Below are 16,022 nucleotides of genomic sequence, written 5' to 3' on the forward strand. Positions count from 1 at the left end.
TCCGCGGTGTTTCACGAATCAGGCAGGTCAGGCAGGCCGCGTGGCCAGGCCCGGCATGAAATCGGCCAGCATGCGCAGCAGCGTGGCCGCGCTCACCGGCTTGAACAGCACGGGCACGCCGGAGGCGCGCACGCGCTGCAGCCGCTCGGGCGCGGTCTCGCCGGTGACCAGCACCAGCGGCGCGTCGAGCCCGAAGCGGCGCTGCAGGCGCTGGCCCACGTCCAGGCCGTTGTCGCCGTTGGAGAGGCGGTAGTCGCACAGCAGCAGCGCGAAGGGCCGATCCTGCGCATCCGGTTGCGTCAGCGCCGCGATGGCCTCGGCCTCGTTGGCGGCGGTTTCGACAGCGATGCCGTGGGCGTGCAGCAGCCCGCTCATGGCTTCGCGGATCTCGGCCTCGTCGTCGATCAGCAGGATGCGGCCGTGCGCTGCGGCCACTGCTACCGCCGCCGGCACGGTGGCCGCAGCGTGCGCGGGCGCGGCGGGCCGGTCGTCGTGCCGCGGTGCGGCCGCGACCATCGGCAGTTGCAGGCGAAAGCGCGTGCCGCGCCCGATGCGCGAGGTCACCTGCACCGGATGGTCGAGCAGCCGCGACAGCCGCTCCACGATCGACAGGCCGATGCCCAGGCCCTGCGCGCGGTCGCGGCCGGGGTTCTGCACCTGGTAGTACTCCTCGAACACGCGGTCCTGCTGCTCGGGCGCGATGCCGATGCCGGTGTCTAGCACCTCGATCCACACGACCCCGCCGCGCGCGCGTGCGCGCACCGAGACGCCGCCGTGCGCGGTGTACTTCAGCGCGTTGTCCACGAGGTTCGAGAGCATGCGGTAGAGCAGTTGCGGGTCGCTGTGCACCCACAGGCCGCTCGCGCGCACCCGCAGCTGCAGCGCGCGCTGCTCGGCCTGCGCCGCGAACATGTGGTTGAGGGAACGGAACAGCGCGTCCAGCGACACCGGCGCGATGTCCGGCGTGATCACGCCCGCGTCCAGGCGCGAGACGTCCAGCATGGTGTCGAGCGAGTTGCCCAGCGCATTCACCGCGCGCATCAGCCGTTGCGCGTTGCGGCTGCCGTGGTGTTCGCGCAGTTCGTTCTCCAGCGCGGCGCCGAAGAGGGCGATGGCATGCAGCGGCTGGCGCAGGTCGTGGCTGGCGGTGGCGAGGAAGCGCGTCTTCTCGGCGCTCGCGCGCTCGGCGGCGGCGATCTGCACGCCCAGCTGCGCGGCCAGCGCCTCGTTCTCGAAGCGCAGCACCAGCGAATCGGTCAGGAGCTTGTGCTGCTGGCCGCCCACGCGCAGCGTGAACAGCAGGTAGCCGAGGCTGAACACCGCAAGGAACAGATGCATGGCGTCGCCCTGCCAGGCCAGCGCGGCGATCAGGCTCAGCATCATCGGCAGGGTGTAGCCGTAGAGCGCGGGCTTGAGCGGCCACAGGAGCTGCATGGCGCGGGCGCAACTGCCGATGATGACGACGGTCAGCACCGAGGTGGTGGGCAGGTCGTCGGCCGAGATGAAGAGCCACGGCGCCGTGGCCGTCGCCATGCTGACCAGCGTGACGGTGCGCGAATGCCGGCGCGCCCAGCGGGTGGTGTCCTTCAGCGGCACATCGGCGTGCCAGCGCGGCATGAGGAAGAGGGCGAGACCGAAGCTCAGGTGCGCGGCCATCCAGGCGAGGATCCACCACCGGGGGCGGTGCACGTACATGACGATGCCCAGTGCCGCGCCCAGGCCGAAATGGACCAGGATCGACGCGTTGTAGGCCGCGTACACCGAGGCCACGTGTTCCCGCAGCACACGGAGGCCGAGATCGCTCGGCACCGCCGGGCGGGGCGGCGGCGATTCGTGTGACAGCGTCGGCTCGGTGGCATTCACCCGTTCGATGCTATCGAGCCGATCCCCGGGGAGAAGTGCCAGAAGTCATGCCCGCCATGTCCGCGAAAGGCGGATCGCGACTTTTTCTTCAGGTTTCCAGCGATGCCGCCACGGCCTCGATGCGCGCGCGGTGGATGGCATCCCCGATCTGCGGACCGGTCGCACCCGACTGCTGTGCCTTGCGCGCGACCACATCGGTGGGCACGGCCGCGGCGGTGGCCAGCACGGCGAGCAGGCGCTCGCGCTGCGGATAGGGCCTGTCCTCGAAACCGAGCCGGCCGCGCGCATCGCACTCGCAGGCCTGCAGCACCTCGGCGAAACGCGCGGGTTTGCGGAAGGCGTCGCAGCGCTCCAGCAGGCGGACCAGCGGCGTCGCATCGAGATCGCCGCTGCGATGCACGTTGCCGTGCTCGCGCGCCACCACCTCGGCCAGTTCGCGGATTTCGACTGGCACGCGCCAGCGGTCGCACACCGCGTGCAGCAGGTCGACGCTGCGCTTCTCGTGGCCGATGTGGCGCGGCAGCACGTCGGCGGGCGTGGTGCCCTTGCCCAGGTCGTGCATCAGGCAGGCGAAGCGCACCGGCAAGGCGGCTGAAAGCCGCGCGCTGGTGTCGATGACCATCATCAGGTGCACGCCCGTGTCGACCTCTGGGTGATGCGCCTCGGGCTGGGGCACGCCCCAGAGGCGGTCGACTTCGGGCAGCAGCACGGCGAGGGCGCCGCATTCGCGCAGCACCTCGAACATGCGGGAAGGCCGCGTTTCCATGAGGCCGCGCGCGAGCTCCTGCCAGACGCGCTCGGGCACCAGCGCATCGGCCTCGCCGGCCTCGACCATCTCGCGCATCAATGCCATGGTTTCGGGCGCGACCGAGAAATCGTCGAAGCGCGCGGCGAAGCGCGCCACGCGCAGGATGCGCACCGGGTCTTCGCGGAAGGCGTCGGTCACATGGCGCAGCACCCTGTCGCGCAGGTCGCGCTGACCGTGGAAGGGATCGGCCAGTTTTTCGGGGTCAGGTTCGAATTGGCCATCGGCGCTCACCAGTTCGGCCGGCAGCGCGATGGCGTTGATGGTCAGGTCGCGCCGGGCGAGGTCCTGCTCCAGCGTGACGTCGGGCGCGGTGTGGATGGTGAAGCCGCGGTAGCCGGGCGCGCTCTTGCGCTCGGTGCGGGCGAGGGCGTATTCCTCGCGCGTCTGGGGGTGCAGGAACACCGGAAAGTCGCGCCCCACGGGCAGGTAGCCGCGCTGGGCCATGTCTTCGGGCGTGGCACCGACGACCAGCCAGTCGTGATCGGAAACCGGCCGGTCGAGCAGCCGGTCGCGCAGGGCCCCGCCGACGAGAAAGATTTTCATGGCCGCAGTGTAGGGATGCAGAGATGGGGAATGAGCGGGGAATTAGCCCGGGATGCGAGATAGGGATACCCCGCACCCACTAAATAGAACGAGCGTTCGATAATCCGAATTGCAAACAGAACGAACGTTCGTTTATTTGCTCGATCGCAGCGCCGGTCACGGCCTCGCGCCGCGTCGAACGGGATTTTTCAACCAAAGGAGCATTCACATCATGAAGAAAACAATGTTTGCGCTGGCGGCTCTGGGTGCCTTGGCGTCCGGCAGCGCGTTGGCGCAAAACGCCGGCGACTGGGTCGCAGGGGCAGGCTGGTTCCACCTGTCGCCTCAGGACTCGAGCAAGCCGCTCACGGTGACGGCGCCGGTGCAGAGCGTGCTCCAGGGTTCGGGCGCCAGCGTCAAGGACTCGGACACGCTGGGCCTGAGCCTGGCCTACTTCATCGACAGCCACTGGGCTGTGGAAGGCGTCCTGGGCGTTCCGCCGAAGTTCAAGCTCAACGGCAAGGGCACGCTGGCCCGCGTGGGCGAGCTCGGCGAGGCCCGCCAATGGAGCCCGACCGTGCTGGTCAAGTACAACTTCAACGAAGGCAACGACGCCTTCCGTCCGTTCGTCGGTTTGGGCGCCACCTACGTCTGGTACAGCGACGTGAAGCTGACCCCGAACCTGCAGAGCGCGCTGGCCAGCCAGTTCCGCCAGTCGCCGTCTTCGGTGAACACCACGGCCAAGCTCGACAGCTCGTTCGCACCCGTGCTCAACGCCGGTATCGCCTACCAGTTCGACAAGCACTGGGGCATCTCGTTCTCGGTGTCGTACATCCCGCTGAAGACCAAGGCCAAGCTGACGACGACCTCGATCACCGGCCTGCCGGTCGCCCGCAGCGAAGCGAGCCTGAAGCTGAACCCGATCGTCACCTTCCTGTCGGCGACCTACAGGTTCTGATCCCCGCCTGCTGTGCAAGCCCTATCGCGCTGTGCGGTAGGGCTCTTCGAACTGCAGGAAATCCTTCTCCGCCAGCGCTTCGTCGATCCAGGCCTTGATGCCCGGCAGCGCCTGCACGTGTTCGATGTAGGCCGAGATGGCCGGCGGCACCGGCAACCCATAGGTCTTGATGCGCGTGCCGATAGGCGCGAAATACGCATCGGCGATGGTGAATTCGCCGAACAGCAGCGGGCCGCCGTGGGTGCCGAGCAGGTCGCTCCACATCTGCACGATGCGGTCCAGGTCGCTGCGCACCTCGGGCTTCTCCGCCAGCAGCTTCGCGCCGACTTCGGGCAGCGACGCCTCGATGTTCATCCCGCAATGGCCGCGCAGACCCCCGAAACCCGAATGCATCTCGGCGCAGATGCTGCGCGCCCGCGCCCGGTCGGCCGCACCCTTGGGCCACAGCTGCTTTTCGGGAAAGGTCTCGGCCAGGTACTCGGCGATGGCCAGCGTGTCCCAGACCACGAGGTCGCCATCGACCAGCACGGGCACTTTGGCCACGGGGTTCAGCGCGGCGATGGTGTGCTTGAACTGCGACTCCGCCTCGAAGGAGTCGAAGCGCACCATCACCTCCTCGAAGGCGATGCCAGCCTGTTTCATGAGCACCCAGGGGCGCATGGACCACGACGAGTAGTTCTTGTTGCCGATGTAGAGCTTGCGCATCAGGGGTTCCTCCGGTTGGGTTCGATGTACTGCAAAGCCTTCGATGCTAGCCGGGCGCTCCGCGGCCATTGATGCCGAACGCGGCGCGAATTGATGTCAGCGGTCGCGGGGCGTGTCGTCCGGCGAGGCGATCACGCGCGGCGCGCCTTGCGCATCGTCCTTGGCGACGGTGCGTTCGAGCAGGCTCACCAGCCGCGGCACCAGCGACAGCACCGCCAGCGCCAGCAGCGCGCTCAGCAAGGCAGTGGCCTCGCGGCCGAGCCCGCAGGCCATGCCGATGGCGGCCGTCATCCACAAGCCGGCGGCGGTGGTGAGGCCCTGCACGTGCGATTCGTCCTTGCCCTGTTTGAGGATGGTGCCGGCGCAGAGAAAACCGACGCCCGCCACCAGCCCCTGGATCACCCGGCTCATGTCGGCCGGCACGATGCCTGTCTGCTGCGGGATCAGCACGAACATCGCCGAGCCGATCGCCACCAGCATGTGGGTGCGCACGCCGGCCGCCTTGCCCTGCTGCTCGCGCTCGAAGCCCAGCACGAAGCCCAGGATCGCTGCGAGCGTGAGGCGAACGACGATGCGCGTGAGCTGCGCGACGTCCGTCACGTCCGAGAACTCGGACGCGATGGTGTCGAGCACCTCGGCGCGCCAGGTCATTTCAGGCCTTCCGCCGGGCCGCCCCAAGGAAGGCCTGCGCCCCCTCGGGGGGCAGCGAATACACGAAGTGATGAGCGTGGGGGCTCATGTTTCAGGGGAGGTCCTTGTTGGGTTCGGGTTCCGAGGCGTCGCGCGGCCCGACGCGGCCCAGGCGTTCCTTCAGCGACTGCGGCCGCCCGCTGATGATCGCCGCGTAGTTGGTGGTGTTGGCCAGCACCTTCTTCACGTAGTCGCGGGTTTCGGTGAAGGGCACGTTCTCGGCCCAGATCGCGGCATCGAGCACCGGGCCGTTGCGCCAGTTGCGCGGGCGGCCGGGGCCGGCGTTGTAGGCCGCGGCCGCCAGCGCCATCGACCCGTCGAAGTCGTCGAGCGCGAGCTTCAGGTAGTTGGTGCCGATGGTGATGTTGGTCTCGCGGTCGTTGATCTGGCCGGGCGTGAAGTCGGTCATGCCGATCTTGCGGGCCGTCCAGCGCGCGGTGGCGGGCATGACCTGCATCAGGCCCGAGGCGCCGACGCCCGAGCGGGCGTCCATGATGAAGCGGCTCTCCTGGCGGATGAGGCCGTACACGTAGGCCGGGTCCAGGCCGATGTCCTGGCTCTTGCGCAGCACCGTGTCGTGGAAGGGCATCGGAAAGCGCTGCTCCACGTCGATCGAGCCCTTGGTGCGCTCGCTGGTGTTGATGCAGCGGTCCCACACCTCGCGCTGGCAGGCGAAGTCGGCCGCGGCCAGCAGGGCGCGGTCGTCCATGCCGCCCTTGTCGTGCAGGTTGGTGGCGTAGTTCCACTCGCGCGTGCCTTCGGAGCGCAGGCCGATCGCGATCGCGTAGAGGCCGCGGTTGAGCGCGACATTGCTGCGCGCAGCGGCCTTTTCCTCGGGGGTGAGCGGCGCGGGCCGGGTGGCCGCGACGACGCGCTGGCCCAGTTCCTCGAGCGCGAGCATTTCGTAGAAGCCGCGCGTGCCGGCGATGCTCGTGTACAGGTCGCGGGCCTGGGCGCGGCGCTCGTCGCTGCGTTCGGTGGCGAGTGCGCGGGCCTTCCAGTAGACCCAGGTCGGATCGAGCTGGGCGGTTTCGCTCATCGCGTTGATGGCGGGCGCCACGTCCTTCCACTGGCCGGTGCGCAGCGCGGCGCGCACGCGCCAGCCGAGCATGTCGTCCGACAGGTCGCTGTTCTTCGTGACGTTGGCGAAATAGCCGGCCGCCTGCGGCGAGAGCTTGTTCGCGGCCGCGCGGCCGATGGCGCCCCAGAGCCAGTTGCGCTCTTCGGCCGAAAGCATCGGGCCCCATTTGCTGTCGAGCTGCGAGGCGGCCATGTCGGGATCGGCAATGGCGACCTTGATGAGCGCGAGCACCACCAGTTCCTTGCGCGACTTGGCGGCCACGAAGGCGCGGCCGGTCAGGAACTTGGCCGAGCTGGCGTTGAGCTCCTCGAAGAGCGGCAGCGCATCGGGCGCGGCGATGGTGACGGCGCCGCGCGCGGCCTGCGGGCGGTTGGCCTCGATGGCCAGGCGCGCCTTCTTCCAGGCGTCGTTGGGCGACATGAGGCGGGCCGCGACCATGCGGTCGGCGGCGGTGAGGCAGCCGTCGTCGGCGTCTTTCTGGCCGAGCCAGTTGCGGCGCACCTCGTCGGCCTGGGCCTGCGTGGCGGTGCCCGAGCGCAGCGTGTCGACCAGCACCGCGTAGCAGCGCACCTGCGCGTCGTCGCCCATGCGGTAGCCGGCCACGTTGGCGGCAAAGCCGTCCCAGTCGCGGCGCTGGCCGAGCAGCAGCAGCCAGTCGTTGCGCAGGCGGTCTTCCTGGTAGGTGCCGGGGTAGCGGGCGTAGAAGTCTTGCACTTCGTTGGGCGCGACTTCCTGCAGGCGGGCCTTCAGTTCCCAGTAGGCGGCCCAGGGTTCGAGCGCGTGGCCGCGGGCTTGCGGCAGGAGGGCGGTGAGACGGGCCTTGTCGCCGCGCTGGAAGGCCTGCTTCATCTGCACCAGCACGTCGTCGTTGGTGTTGGTCTGTGCGCTGGCGGGTGGATGAAAGAGCAGTGCGGCGGCAGTCAGGACGAGGGAAAAAGCAACGGCTGGCGTTGCGTTGCGCGGGCGGCTGCGCATGGATGCCAAAATGCTTGGGAACTGCATCGGGGGATTATGGACAAGTCAAAGGGTGCCGACACTTCGGCGACGGCGAGTTTTCTGAAGGATCAGTTGCGCAAGGCATTGATCGAACAACGCCTGGCCATGCCGGACCGGCTGACACGCGCCGACCTGCTGCAGCGCGTCATGCGCATCTGGCTGGTCGGCCGGCCCGACACGGTGATCGGCGCCTACTGGCCGATCAAGGGCGAGTTCGATCCGCTGCCCGCGCTGCACCGCTGGAAGGAAGACGGCGAGCTGATGGAAGAAACCCAACGTCGCCGCATCGGACTGCCCGTGATCGACAAGGTTCACAAGACCCTCACCTTCCATGCCTGGTACCCCGGCTGCCAGATGGAAGAAGACGCCTACGGCATCCCCAAGCCCAAGGACACCGAGCTGATCGTGCCGACCCTGCTGTTCGTGCCCTGCGTGGGCTACAGCGCCGGCGGATACCGGTTGGGCTACGGTGGCGGGTTCTACGACCGCACGCTGGCGGCGCTGGAGCCGCGGCCGTTCACGGTGGGCCTCGGTTTCACGCACGGGTTCCTCGACGACTTCGAGCCAGAAGCGCACGACCTGCCGCTGGACGCGATCCTCAACGACAACGGCGTCGTCTGGCCGATGAGCTGAAAAGCCTCAGTCGATGTCGTCGATGGTGTCCGGATCAGGCACCTCGCCGATGGTCCCGCGCGTGGTGCCGGCCTGCAGCAGCAGCCAGTCCCAAAAAGCCTTGATCTCGGGCCGCAGCGCGTTGCGCGGGCCGGCGATGAGCCAATAGGACATCGGTGAATCCATGCGGTGCTGGGGCAGCACCTCGACCAGGTCGCCGTTGGCCAGGCTTTCGGCGATCAGCGAACTGCGCGCCAGCACCACGCCCTGGCCGGTGAGCGCGGCCTGCACCATCTGGTAGGCATAGTTGAAATAGAGCCAGCGCTTGGGCTGCGCGCGCTCCAGGCCGTTCACCTCGAACCAGCGCCGCCAGGTCAACCATTCGAGGTGCGTGCGGTGTGCGTCGCCGGCCTCGATCAGCGTGAAGCGGGTGATGTCTTCCGGCGTCTTGATCGGCGGGCTGCTCTTGATGAGCCAGGGGCTCGCCACCGGCGTCAGGTTTTCGCCGAACAGGCGCACGGCGGTGGGCGGCATGGCCTCGCGCGGGCCGTAGCGCAGGGCGATGTCCACATCGGCCACTTCGAGGTCAACCGCCACGTCGCTGGCGTCGATGCGGATGTCGATTTCGGGGTTGTCGCGCTGGAAGACCTCCAGCCGCGGGATCAGCCACATCGAGGCGAACGACGCGAAGGTGGTGAGCGACACGCTCTTGCGCCCCGCGCTCTGGCGGATCTGGCGCACCGCCATGTCGATGCGCGGCAGCGACTGCTGCACCGCGAGCAGCAACTGCGCGCCGGCGCTGGTCAGCTCCACCGCCCGGGTGTGGCGCAGGAACAGCGACACGCCCACTTCCTCCTCCAGCGACTGGATCTGCCGGCTGACGGCCGACTGGGTCAGCGCCATTTCCTCCGCGGCGGCGCGGAAATTCAGGTGCCGGGCGACGGCTTCGAAGGCGCGCAGGTGCCCGGCCGAGATAGGGCGGGAGCGCAGGTGGGTTTGCGAATGCTGCATGGAGGGGGCTTCCGGTGGCGGGCCGGCGGTCGGGTCGATTGATGCGAAACCAGCATCAGTAGGCTACTTCCTTTTCATTGGACCCACAACGCCATAGAAACGATCATTCATTCCCGAACTGCGCCATTGCCTCCGTCCTGTCAATCGCACTTCGGCAAGCCCAAGGAGTTTCATCATGTCCACCGCTGTCTGCACCACCGAATCGCTCGCTTCCCTGTCCATCCCCGCCCGTACCGCTGTCGCCGTGCCCCCGGCCGTGCGCCGCGGCGCCTGGCAGATCGCCCCCGGCGAGGCGATGAGCCTGAAGGCGCGTGCGGCCAGCGTCCTGCGCGTCAAGCAAGGCCGGGTATGGATCACGCCCGACGCCACGCTGGCCAACCCCAGCGAAGACCTGGTGCTCGCACCGGGCGAATCGATGACGGTGGCCGCCGGCCAGCGCATCGTGATGGAAGCATGGGATGGCTACGGCGCCACCTACACATGGGATCAGGCCTGAACGGTCACAGGTTTCCATGGACGCACAAAGGCGGCTTCGGCCGCCTTTTTCTTTTTGTGGGCGGGTTGCGGCGCTTTTTCAGCCGCTGATGTCGAAGCTGGACCGCAGCGCCAGGAAGTGCTTGAGGGCGGCTTCCCCTTCCAGGGCGTGCACGCCGGCCATCAGATCGGGGCCTTCGCTCTCGGCCAGGCCCATGCCGAAGCCGCTGTAGCGGCGGGTTTCCAGCGGACCCTCGTGGACCACCCGCACGTCGGTGTGCCGGGGGTCTTGCGCGATGCGCCGCATCAATGCCTCCACCGCATCGCGCGGGCCTTCCAGGTGCTGGCAGAAGCGCAGGCCGTCGAAGACCAGCAGGCCGGTGATGTTCCGCTCGGCGTTGCGCGCCCGCGCCTGGCCGACGATGGCGCCCACGGCATGGGCGGGCAGGTCCTGCGCGAGCACGCTGCAGTAAAAAATCTCGTGGAGCGTCTGTTCTTCGGTCATGCGTTTTTGGAGGGAAAGCGGTGCGCAGTCTAGGCAGCCGCAACGCACGGCGAAATGTAAAAAGACATGACCGGAGCGCCTATAGTGAGCCGTGCGATTCGACGACCATCCCGTAGCCGCTTCCCCGCCGCAGGGCCTCAATCCCTGCGACGACTGCGCACTGCGCCGGCTCGAGGCCTTCCTGCCCACATCGGACGAAGAACTCAAGACCATCCAGTCGTTTCGTGTCGGCGCGCGGCGCGTCGAGGCCGGCAGTTCGATCGTCGAGGAGCATCGCCCCAGCCCACAGCTCTTCACGCTCTATGCGGGATGGGCCTTCCGCTACAAGACGCTGAGCGACGGCCGCCGGCAGATCCTGAGCTTCCTTTTGCCCGGCGACTTCATCGGCCTGCAGGACGAGTTCGCCGACGGCCAGACGCACGGCGTCGAGGCGGTGACCGACGCCACGCTGTGCGCCTTCTCGCGCGACCGTCTCTGGCCGCTCTTCCACGCCCAGCCCAAGCTCGGCTACGACATCACCTGGCTCGCGGCGCGCGAGGAAAAGATGGTGGACGACAACCTCGTCACCACCGGCCGGCGCAACGCGGGCGAGCGCGTGGCGATGCTGCTCATGCACCTGTACCGCCGCGCCGAGCGCGTGGGCATGGTGCGTGACGGCTGGGTGGAGTTTCCGTTCAACCAGCAGCACATCGCCGATGCGCTGGGGCTCTCGCTGGTGCACACCAACAAGACCCTGCGCCGCCTGCAGCGCCTGGGGCTCTACAAGCTCGATGCGGGGTGGCTGCGCATCCTGGAGCCGCATGCGCTGGAGACGCTGGGCGATTACTTCGAGCGTCCGCTGCGGCCGATTCCCCTGATCTGAAAGAGGCGCATGCGCCGCGGCTTCAGCGCGCGGCCACCAGCTGGCGCAGATCGCTCTGGTAGGCCTGCAGCCGGCGCACCGCCTGCTCGCGCTGGCTGGCGCTGGTGCCGTTGTGCAGGGCCGCGAGGTTGCGGCAGCCTTCCTCCAGCAGCGCCTGCTGCTGGTCGCGCCAGGGCCCGGGCGGCGGCTCGGCGATGCGCAGCAGGTAGGCATGCAGCGCCGTGCGGGCTTCGGCCGGCGACGGTTTCTTCGTGGCGAACCCGCGCAGCATCGCCAATGCCTCCTGCTGGCGCTTGCGGCGCTCGGCATCCGCGAGCTGCGGGTTGAAGACCGACTGCGCGACCTGTTGCTTGAGCAGGTCGCGCTGCTCGGCGGTCAGCCGGCCGTAGAAGTCTTCCATGCGGTCGAGGAACTGGTCGTAGCGCTTTTCCTGCACCTGCGCGGGCGTGCGGTCGAGCCAGTCCTTGCGATATTCGTTGTTGAGCTTGGCGTACTTGCGCTCGAGCTGCTGCAGCTGCGATTCGCTCAGCGTCAGCGCGAGGTCGGTGGTGGCCGGCTCGGCACGCTCGGTCACGGCCAGGAGGCGCTCGCGAATGCCGTCGGCGAAGTTGCAGGCCTGCGCGGATGTCACCTCGCCCGGCGCCAGGCCTTGCGCCTCCTGCAGCAGGCTGATGACTTTGGGCAGCTCGTTCTGCCGGTGCCAGGCCAGCAACTGGGCGAGTTCGTCGCGGACCTTGGGCGACTGCGTGCTGTCGAAATCGAAGTAACCGTCGAGCCACCAGTAGCTCACCTCGGGCAGGTTGTTGTAGGCCAGCCGGATCGCGCTGCAGGCGCCCAGCGCGGCGACCAACAGCAGCACGCCGATAATCCGCGCCAGTTCAGCGCAACGAATCCGGGAAGAAGAAAGCATGAATCAGACTCCGCAGCAGCAAGACATCCAGGGGCCGATCGACGTGGTGATCATGGCGGCCGGCAAAGGCACGCGCATGAAGAGCAGACTGCCCAAAGTGTTGCATCGTTTGGGCGGCCGCGCACTGATCGCGCATGTCGCCGACACCGCCGCGCGCATCGGCGCCCGCCATGTGGTGGTCGTGACCGGTCACGGCGCGGCCGAGGTCGAGGCCGCCATGACCGGCGCCGTGGGGGGCGCGACGCCCCGTTTTGCGCGCCAGGAGCCGCAGCTGGGCACCGGCCACGCGGTACAGCAGGCGACGCCGCTGCTGCCGGACGACGGCACGGTGGTCGTGCTCTCGGGCGACGTGCCGCTCATCGGCGAAGCCACGCTGCGGGCGCTGGTCGCGGCCAGCGCGGGCGAGCGCCTGGCGCTGCTGACCATCGAATTCGACGACCCGAGCGGCTACGGCCGCGTGATCCGCAGCGCGGCCGGCGGAGCGGTGACCGCCATCGTCGAGCACAAGGACGCCAACGAGGCGCAGCGCGCGGTGCGCGAGATCTACAGCGGCGTGATGGCCGTGCCCGCGCGCCTGCTCAAGGGCTGGCTCGCGCGCCTGGATAACCGCAACGCGCAGAACGAGTACTACCTGACGGACGTCGTGAAGCTCGCCGCGGCCGATGGCGTGCCGGTGGTTGCGCACATCACGACCGATGCGCTGCAGGTGGCGGGCATCAACAGCCCGGTGCAGCTCGCGGCGCTCGAACGCGCCTGGCAACTGCGCCAGGCCCATGCGCTGATGGAGCAGGGCGTGCGCCTGGCCGACCCGGCGCGCTTCGATCTGCGCGGCACGCTGGAATGCGGGGCCGACGTCGAGATCGACGTCAACTGCGTCTTCGAAGGCCAGGTGTCGCTGGGCGAAGGCGTGCGCATCGGCGCGAACTGCGTGATCGCCAACGCCCGCATCGAAGCCGGCGCGGTGATCCATCCGTTCACCCACATCGACGGCGAGAAGGCCGGCGTGACGGTGGGCGAGCGCGCCCTGATCGGCCCGTTCGCGCGCCTGCGCCCCGGCGCGCAACTCGGGACGGAGGTGCACATCGGCAATTTCGTCGAGGTGAAGAACTCCACGCTCGCCGCCGGCGCCAAGGCCAACCACCTCGCCTACCTGGGCGATGCCACGGTGGGCGAGCGCGTCAACTACGGCGCGGGGAGCATCACCGCCAACTACGACGGCGCCAACAAGCACCGCACGGTGATCGAGGCCGACGTGCACATCGGCAGCAACTGCGTGCTGGTGGCGCCGATCACCATCGGCGCGGGCGGCACCATCGGGGGCGGATCGACGGTGAACAAGTCGACCGAGCCCGGCGCGCTGACTGTGGCGCGCAGCAAGCCGGTGAGCTTTCCCAACTGGAAGCGGCCGCAGAAGAAGCCCAAGGCCTGACAGAAGACAGGGCCTCAGCCCAGCGGTACCGCGGGTTCGAACTTGGCGCGCTTGAGGCTGAAGAAGGCCTTCACGTTGCGCACATTGGCATCGGCTGTGAAGAGGCGCTGCGTCAGCGCGCCGTAGTCCGGCATGTCGCGTGCCGCGACGATGAGCACGAAGTCCGGGCCGGGCGAGACGCGCCAGCACTGCTGCACCGCGCCGTCGGCGATCACGCGGGTCTCGAAGGCGTCGAGCGCGGCGGCGTCCTGCCGGTCCAGCGAAATCTCGACCACTGCCTGCAATCCGTGGCCCAGCACCGTGGCCAGCCGGTCGGGCGAGAGCAGCGCGACCTGGCGCTCGATGAGGCCTTCGTCCTTCAGCCGCTGCACGCGCCGCAGGCACGTGGGCGGGGAGATGCCCACGTCGGCGGCCAGCCGCTGGTTGGTCTGCGAGGCGTCGCGCTGAAGGGCGTCGAGCAATCGGAGGTCTATTGCATCGAGGGAGATTGATTCCATATATGTACAAATTATGGAATAAAAATCCAAATCAAAGAAATGATGAAATAAAAGTCCAAAAATCAAGAAACTTCGAGAGCATATTTTCCCGAAGCCTTTCTACCATCACGCCTCCTCTTATCCAAAGGCAGTTCACCATGTGCGGCATCGTCGGGGCAGCGTCCCATCGCAACATCGTTCCGGTCCTCGTCCAGGGCCTCCAGCGGCTCGAGTACCGCGGCTATGACTCCTGCGGCGTCGCGGTGCATGCGGGCGGACTCACGCGGGCGCGCACCACATCGCGCGTGGCGGACCTCGTCACGCAGGTGCGCGAAGACAAGGTCGAAGGCCTGACCGGCATCGCCCACACGCGCTGGGCCACGCATGGCGCGCCGGTGGTGCACAACGCGCACCCGCACTTCAGCCACGGCCCCGGCGCCGATGCGCAGGGCGCGCGCCCCGGCCGCATCGCGCTGGTGCACAACGGCATCATCGAAAACCACGAAACGCTGCGCGCCGCGCTCGAGGTCAAGGGCTACGTGTTCGAGAGCCAGACCGACACCGAGGTCATCGCCCACCTGGTCGACAGCCTCTACAACGGCGACCTGTTCGAGGCCGTGAAGGCCGCGGTGCTGCAGTTGCACGGCGCCTACGCCATTGCCGTGATCTGCCGCGACGAGCCGCAGCGCGTGGTCGGCGCGCGCGCCGGTTCGCCGCTGATCCTGGGCGCGGGCAAGGAAGGCGGCGAGAACTTCCTTGCGAGCGATGCGATGGCGCTGGCGGGCGTGACCGACCAGATCATCTATCTCGAAGAAGGCGACGTGGTCGACGTGCAGCCGGGCAAGTACTGGATCGTCGACAAGAACCACAAGCCGGTGACGCGCCAGGTGCGCACCGTGCAGGCCCACAGCGGCGCGGCCGAACTCGGCCCCTACCGCCACTACATGCAGAAGGAAATCTTCGAGCAGCCGCGCGCCATCGGCGACACGCTCGAAGGCGTGGCGGGCATCGTGCCCGAGCTGTTCGACGGCATCGGGCAGGACGGCGCCACGGGTGCGAGCGCGCACCGCGTCTTCAAGGACATCGACAAGATCCTCATCCTCGCCTGCGGCACCAGCTACTACAGCGGCTGCACCGCCAAGTACTGGCTCGAAAGCATCGCGAAGATTTCCACGCAGGTCGAGATCGCGAGCGAATACCGCTATCGCGACTCCGTGCCCGACCCCAAGACGCTGGTGGTCACCATCAGCCAGTCGGGCGAGACGGCCGACACGCTCGCCGCGCTCAAGCACGCACGCTCGCTCGGCATGGAACAGACGCTGACGATCTGCAATGTCGCGACCAGCGCGATGGTGCGCGAGTGCAAGCTGGCGTACATCACGCGCGCCGGCGTGGAGATCGGCGTGGCGTCGACCAAGGCCTTCACCACGCAGCTGGCCGGCCTCTTCCTCTTGACGCTGGCCATCGCGCAGACCAAGGGCCACTTGAGCGAGGCCGACGAGGCGCGCTACCTGAAGGAAATGCGCCACCTGCCGGTCGCGCTGCAGTCGGTGCTCGCGCTGGAGCCTCAGATCATCGGCTGGGCCGAAGACTTCGCGCGCAAGGACAACGCGCTGTTCCTCGGCCGCGGGCTGCACTACCCGATCGCGCTCGAAGGCGCGCTCAAGCTCAAGGAAGTGACCTACATCCACGCCGAGGCGTATGCGGCGGGCGAACTCAAGCACGGCCCGCTCGCGCTGGTGACGAGCGAGATGCCCGTCGTCGCGGTCGCACCGAACGACGCGCTGCTCGAAAAGCTCAAGAGCAACCTGCAGGAAGTGCGTGCGCGCGGCGGCGTTCTCTATGTGCTGGCCGATGGCGACACGAAGATCAAGAGCGGCGAAGGGCTGCATGTGATCCGCATGCCGGAGCACTACGGGCAACTGTCGCCGCTGCTGCATGTGGTGCCGCTGCAATTGTTGGCGTATCACACGGCGTGTGCGCGCGGGACCGATGTGGACAAGCCGCGGAATCTGGCGAAGAGCGTGACGGTGGAGTGAGGCTGTTGAATTCCGCCGATATCTGCCCCTACTGGGTTTAGGGGGCAATTTTCGGCGGCAATCAACATGCGAGCGCAGCAG

15 protein-coding genes are annotated in these 16,022 nt (G+C 68.1%); 6 read left to right on the plus strand and 9 right to left on the minus strand.

Annotated features, from left to right (window positions below):
• Positions 1-27: 27 nt before the first annotated feature.
• Both NU688_RS18380 and NU688_RS18385 read right to left on the minus strand, forming a co-directional pair.
• Positions 28-1,863: a hybrid sensor histidine kinase/response regulator gene (locus tag NU688_RS18380; protein WP_257862228.1), complete on the minus strand. Its 1,836-nt coding sequence runs from the start codon at positions 1,861-1,863 to the stop codon at positions 28-30.
• Between the two features lie 88 nt (positions 1,864-1,951).
• Positions 1,952-3,214: a multifunctional CCA addition/repair protein gene (locus NU688_RS18385; RefSeq protein ID WP_257862229.1), complete on the minus strand. Its 1,263-nt coding sequence runs from the start codon at positions 3,212-3,214 to the stop codon at positions 1,952-1,954.
• 211 nt (positions 3,215-3,425) lie between these two features.
• Here NU688_RS18385 and NU688_RS18390 point away from each other — a divergent pair, with 211 nt between their 5' ends.
• Positions 3,426-4,151 carry an OmpW family protein gene (locus NU688_RS18390; RefSeq protein ID WP_257862230.1) on the plus strand — a complete coding sequence of 242 codons (726 nt, stop codon included), beginning with the start codon at positions 3,426-3,428 and terminating at the stop codon, positions 4,149-4,151.
• Between the two features lie 21 nt (positions 4,152-4,172).
• On the opposite strand, the gene NU688_RS18395 is transcribed toward NU688_RS18390, so the two are convergent.
• The 3 genes from NU688_RS18395 to NU688_RS18405 form a co-directional block, all read right to left on the minus strand.
• On the minus strand, positions 4,173-4,856 hold the full coding sequence (locus tag NU688_RS18395; RefSeq protein WP_257862231.1) for a glutathione S-transferase family protein: 684 nt from the start codon (positions 4,854-4,856) through the stop codon (positions 4,173-4,175).
• A 96-nt stretch (positions 4,857-4,952) separates the two neighbouring features.
• Positions 4,953-5,507, minus strand: a complete 555-nt coding sequence (locus NU688_RS18400; RefSeq protein WP_257862232.1) for an MgtC/SapB family protein — start codon at positions 5,505-5,507, stop codon at positions 4,953-4,955.
• Positions 5,508-5,598: 91 nt separating this feature from the next.
• A complete protein-coding gene (locus NU688_RS18405; RefSeq protein WP_257862233.1) occupies positions 5,599-7,602 on the minus strand; it encodes a lytic transglycosylase domain-containing protein in 2,004 nt (667 codons plus the stop codon).
• 36 nt (positions 7,603-7,638) lie between these two features.
• Here NU688_RS18405 and NU688_RS18410 point away from each other — a divergent pair, with 36 nt between their 5' ends.
• A complete protein-coding gene (locus NU688_RS18410) occupies positions 7,639-8,256 on the plus strand; it encodes a 5-formyltetrahydrofolate cyclo-ligase (RefSeq protein WP_093443293.1) in 618 nt (205 codons plus the stop codon).
• Positions 8,257-8,262: 6 nt separating this feature from the next.
• Here NU688_RS18410 and NU688_RS18415 read toward each other — a convergent pair whose 3' ends face one another.
• Positions 8,263-9,246 (minus strand): LysR substrate-binding domain-containing protein, encoded by a 984-nt coding sequence (locus tag NU688_RS18415; RefSeq protein WP_257862234.1) that lies wholly within the window; start codon positions 9,244-9,246, stop codon positions 8,263-8,265.
• Between the two features lie 175 nt (positions 9,247-9,421).
• Between NU688_RS18415 and NU688_RS18420 the strand changes: the two genes are divergently transcribed.
• A complete protein-coding gene (locus tag NU688_RS18420; RefSeq protein ID WP_093443289.1) occupies positions 9,422-9,742 on the plus strand; it encodes a DUF2917 domain-containing protein in 321 nt (106 codons plus the stop codon).
• A gap of 78 nt (positions 9,743-9,820) precedes the next feature.
• Here the strand turns inward: NU688_RS18420 and NU688_RS18425 are convergent, their stop codons facing one another.
• Entirely contained in the window at positions 9,821-10,225 is a 405-nt protein-coding gene (locus tag NU688_RS18425) for a BLUF domain-containing protein (protein ID WP_257862235.1), read from the minus strand.
• A 91-nt stretch (positions 10,226-10,316) separates the two neighbouring features.
• On the opposite strand from NU688_RS18425, the gene NU688_RS18430 reads away from it, so the two are divergent.
• On the plus strand, positions 10,317-11,087 hold the full coding sequence (locus tag NU688_RS18430) for a Crp/Fnr family transcriptional regulator (RefSeq protein WP_257862236.1): 771 nt from the start codon (positions 10,317-10,319) through the stop codon (positions 11,085-11,087).
• 22 nt (positions 11,088-11,109) lie between these two features.
• Here NU688_RS18430 and NU688_RS18435 read toward each other — a convergent pair whose 3' ends face one another.
• The gene (locus NU688_RS18435; protein WP_257862237.1) at positions 11,110-11,997 is read right to left on the minus strand and encodes a DUF6279 family lipoprotein; all 888 of its coding nucleotides are present in this window, start codon (positions 11,995-11,997) and stop codon (positions 11,110-11,112) included.
• On the opposite strand from NU688_RS18435, the gene glmU reads away from it, so the two are divergent.
• Positions 11,996-13,426 (plus strand): bifunctional UDP-N-acetylglucosamine diphosphorylase/glucosamine-1-phosphate N-acetyltransferase GlmU, encoded by a 1,431-nt coding sequence (gene glmU / locus NU688_RS18440; protein ID WP_257862238.1) that lies wholly within the window; start codon positions 11,996-11,998, stop codon positions 13,424-13,426. The genes NU688_RS18435 and glmU overlap by 2 nt on opposite strands.
• 14 nt (positions 13,427-13,440) lie before the next feature.
• Here glmU and NU688_RS18445 read toward each other — a convergent pair whose 3' ends face one another.
• A complete protein-coding gene (locus NU688_RS18445) occupies positions 13,441-13,923 on the minus strand; it encodes an Lrp/AsnC family transcriptional regulator (RefSeq protein WP_257862239.1) in 483 nt (160 codons plus the stop codon).
• A gap of 137 nt (positions 13,924-14,060) precedes the next feature.
• Between NU688_RS18445 and glmS the strand changes: the two genes are divergently transcribed.
• Positions 14,061-15,941: a glutamine--fructose-6-phosphate transaminase (isomerizing) gene (glmS, locus tag NU688_RS18450; RefSeq protein WP_257862240.1), complete on the plus strand. Its 1,881-nt coding sequence runs from the start codon at positions 14,061-14,063 to the stop codon at positions 15,939-15,941.
• The last annotated feature ends 81 nt before the right edge of the window (positions 15,942-16,022 follow it).

This window comes from Variovorax sp. ZS18.2.2 (assembly GCF_024701975.1).
In the GTDB taxonomy this organism is placed as follows: Bacteria; Pseudomonadota; Gammaproteobacteria; order Burkholderiales; family Burkholderiaceae_C; genus Variovorax.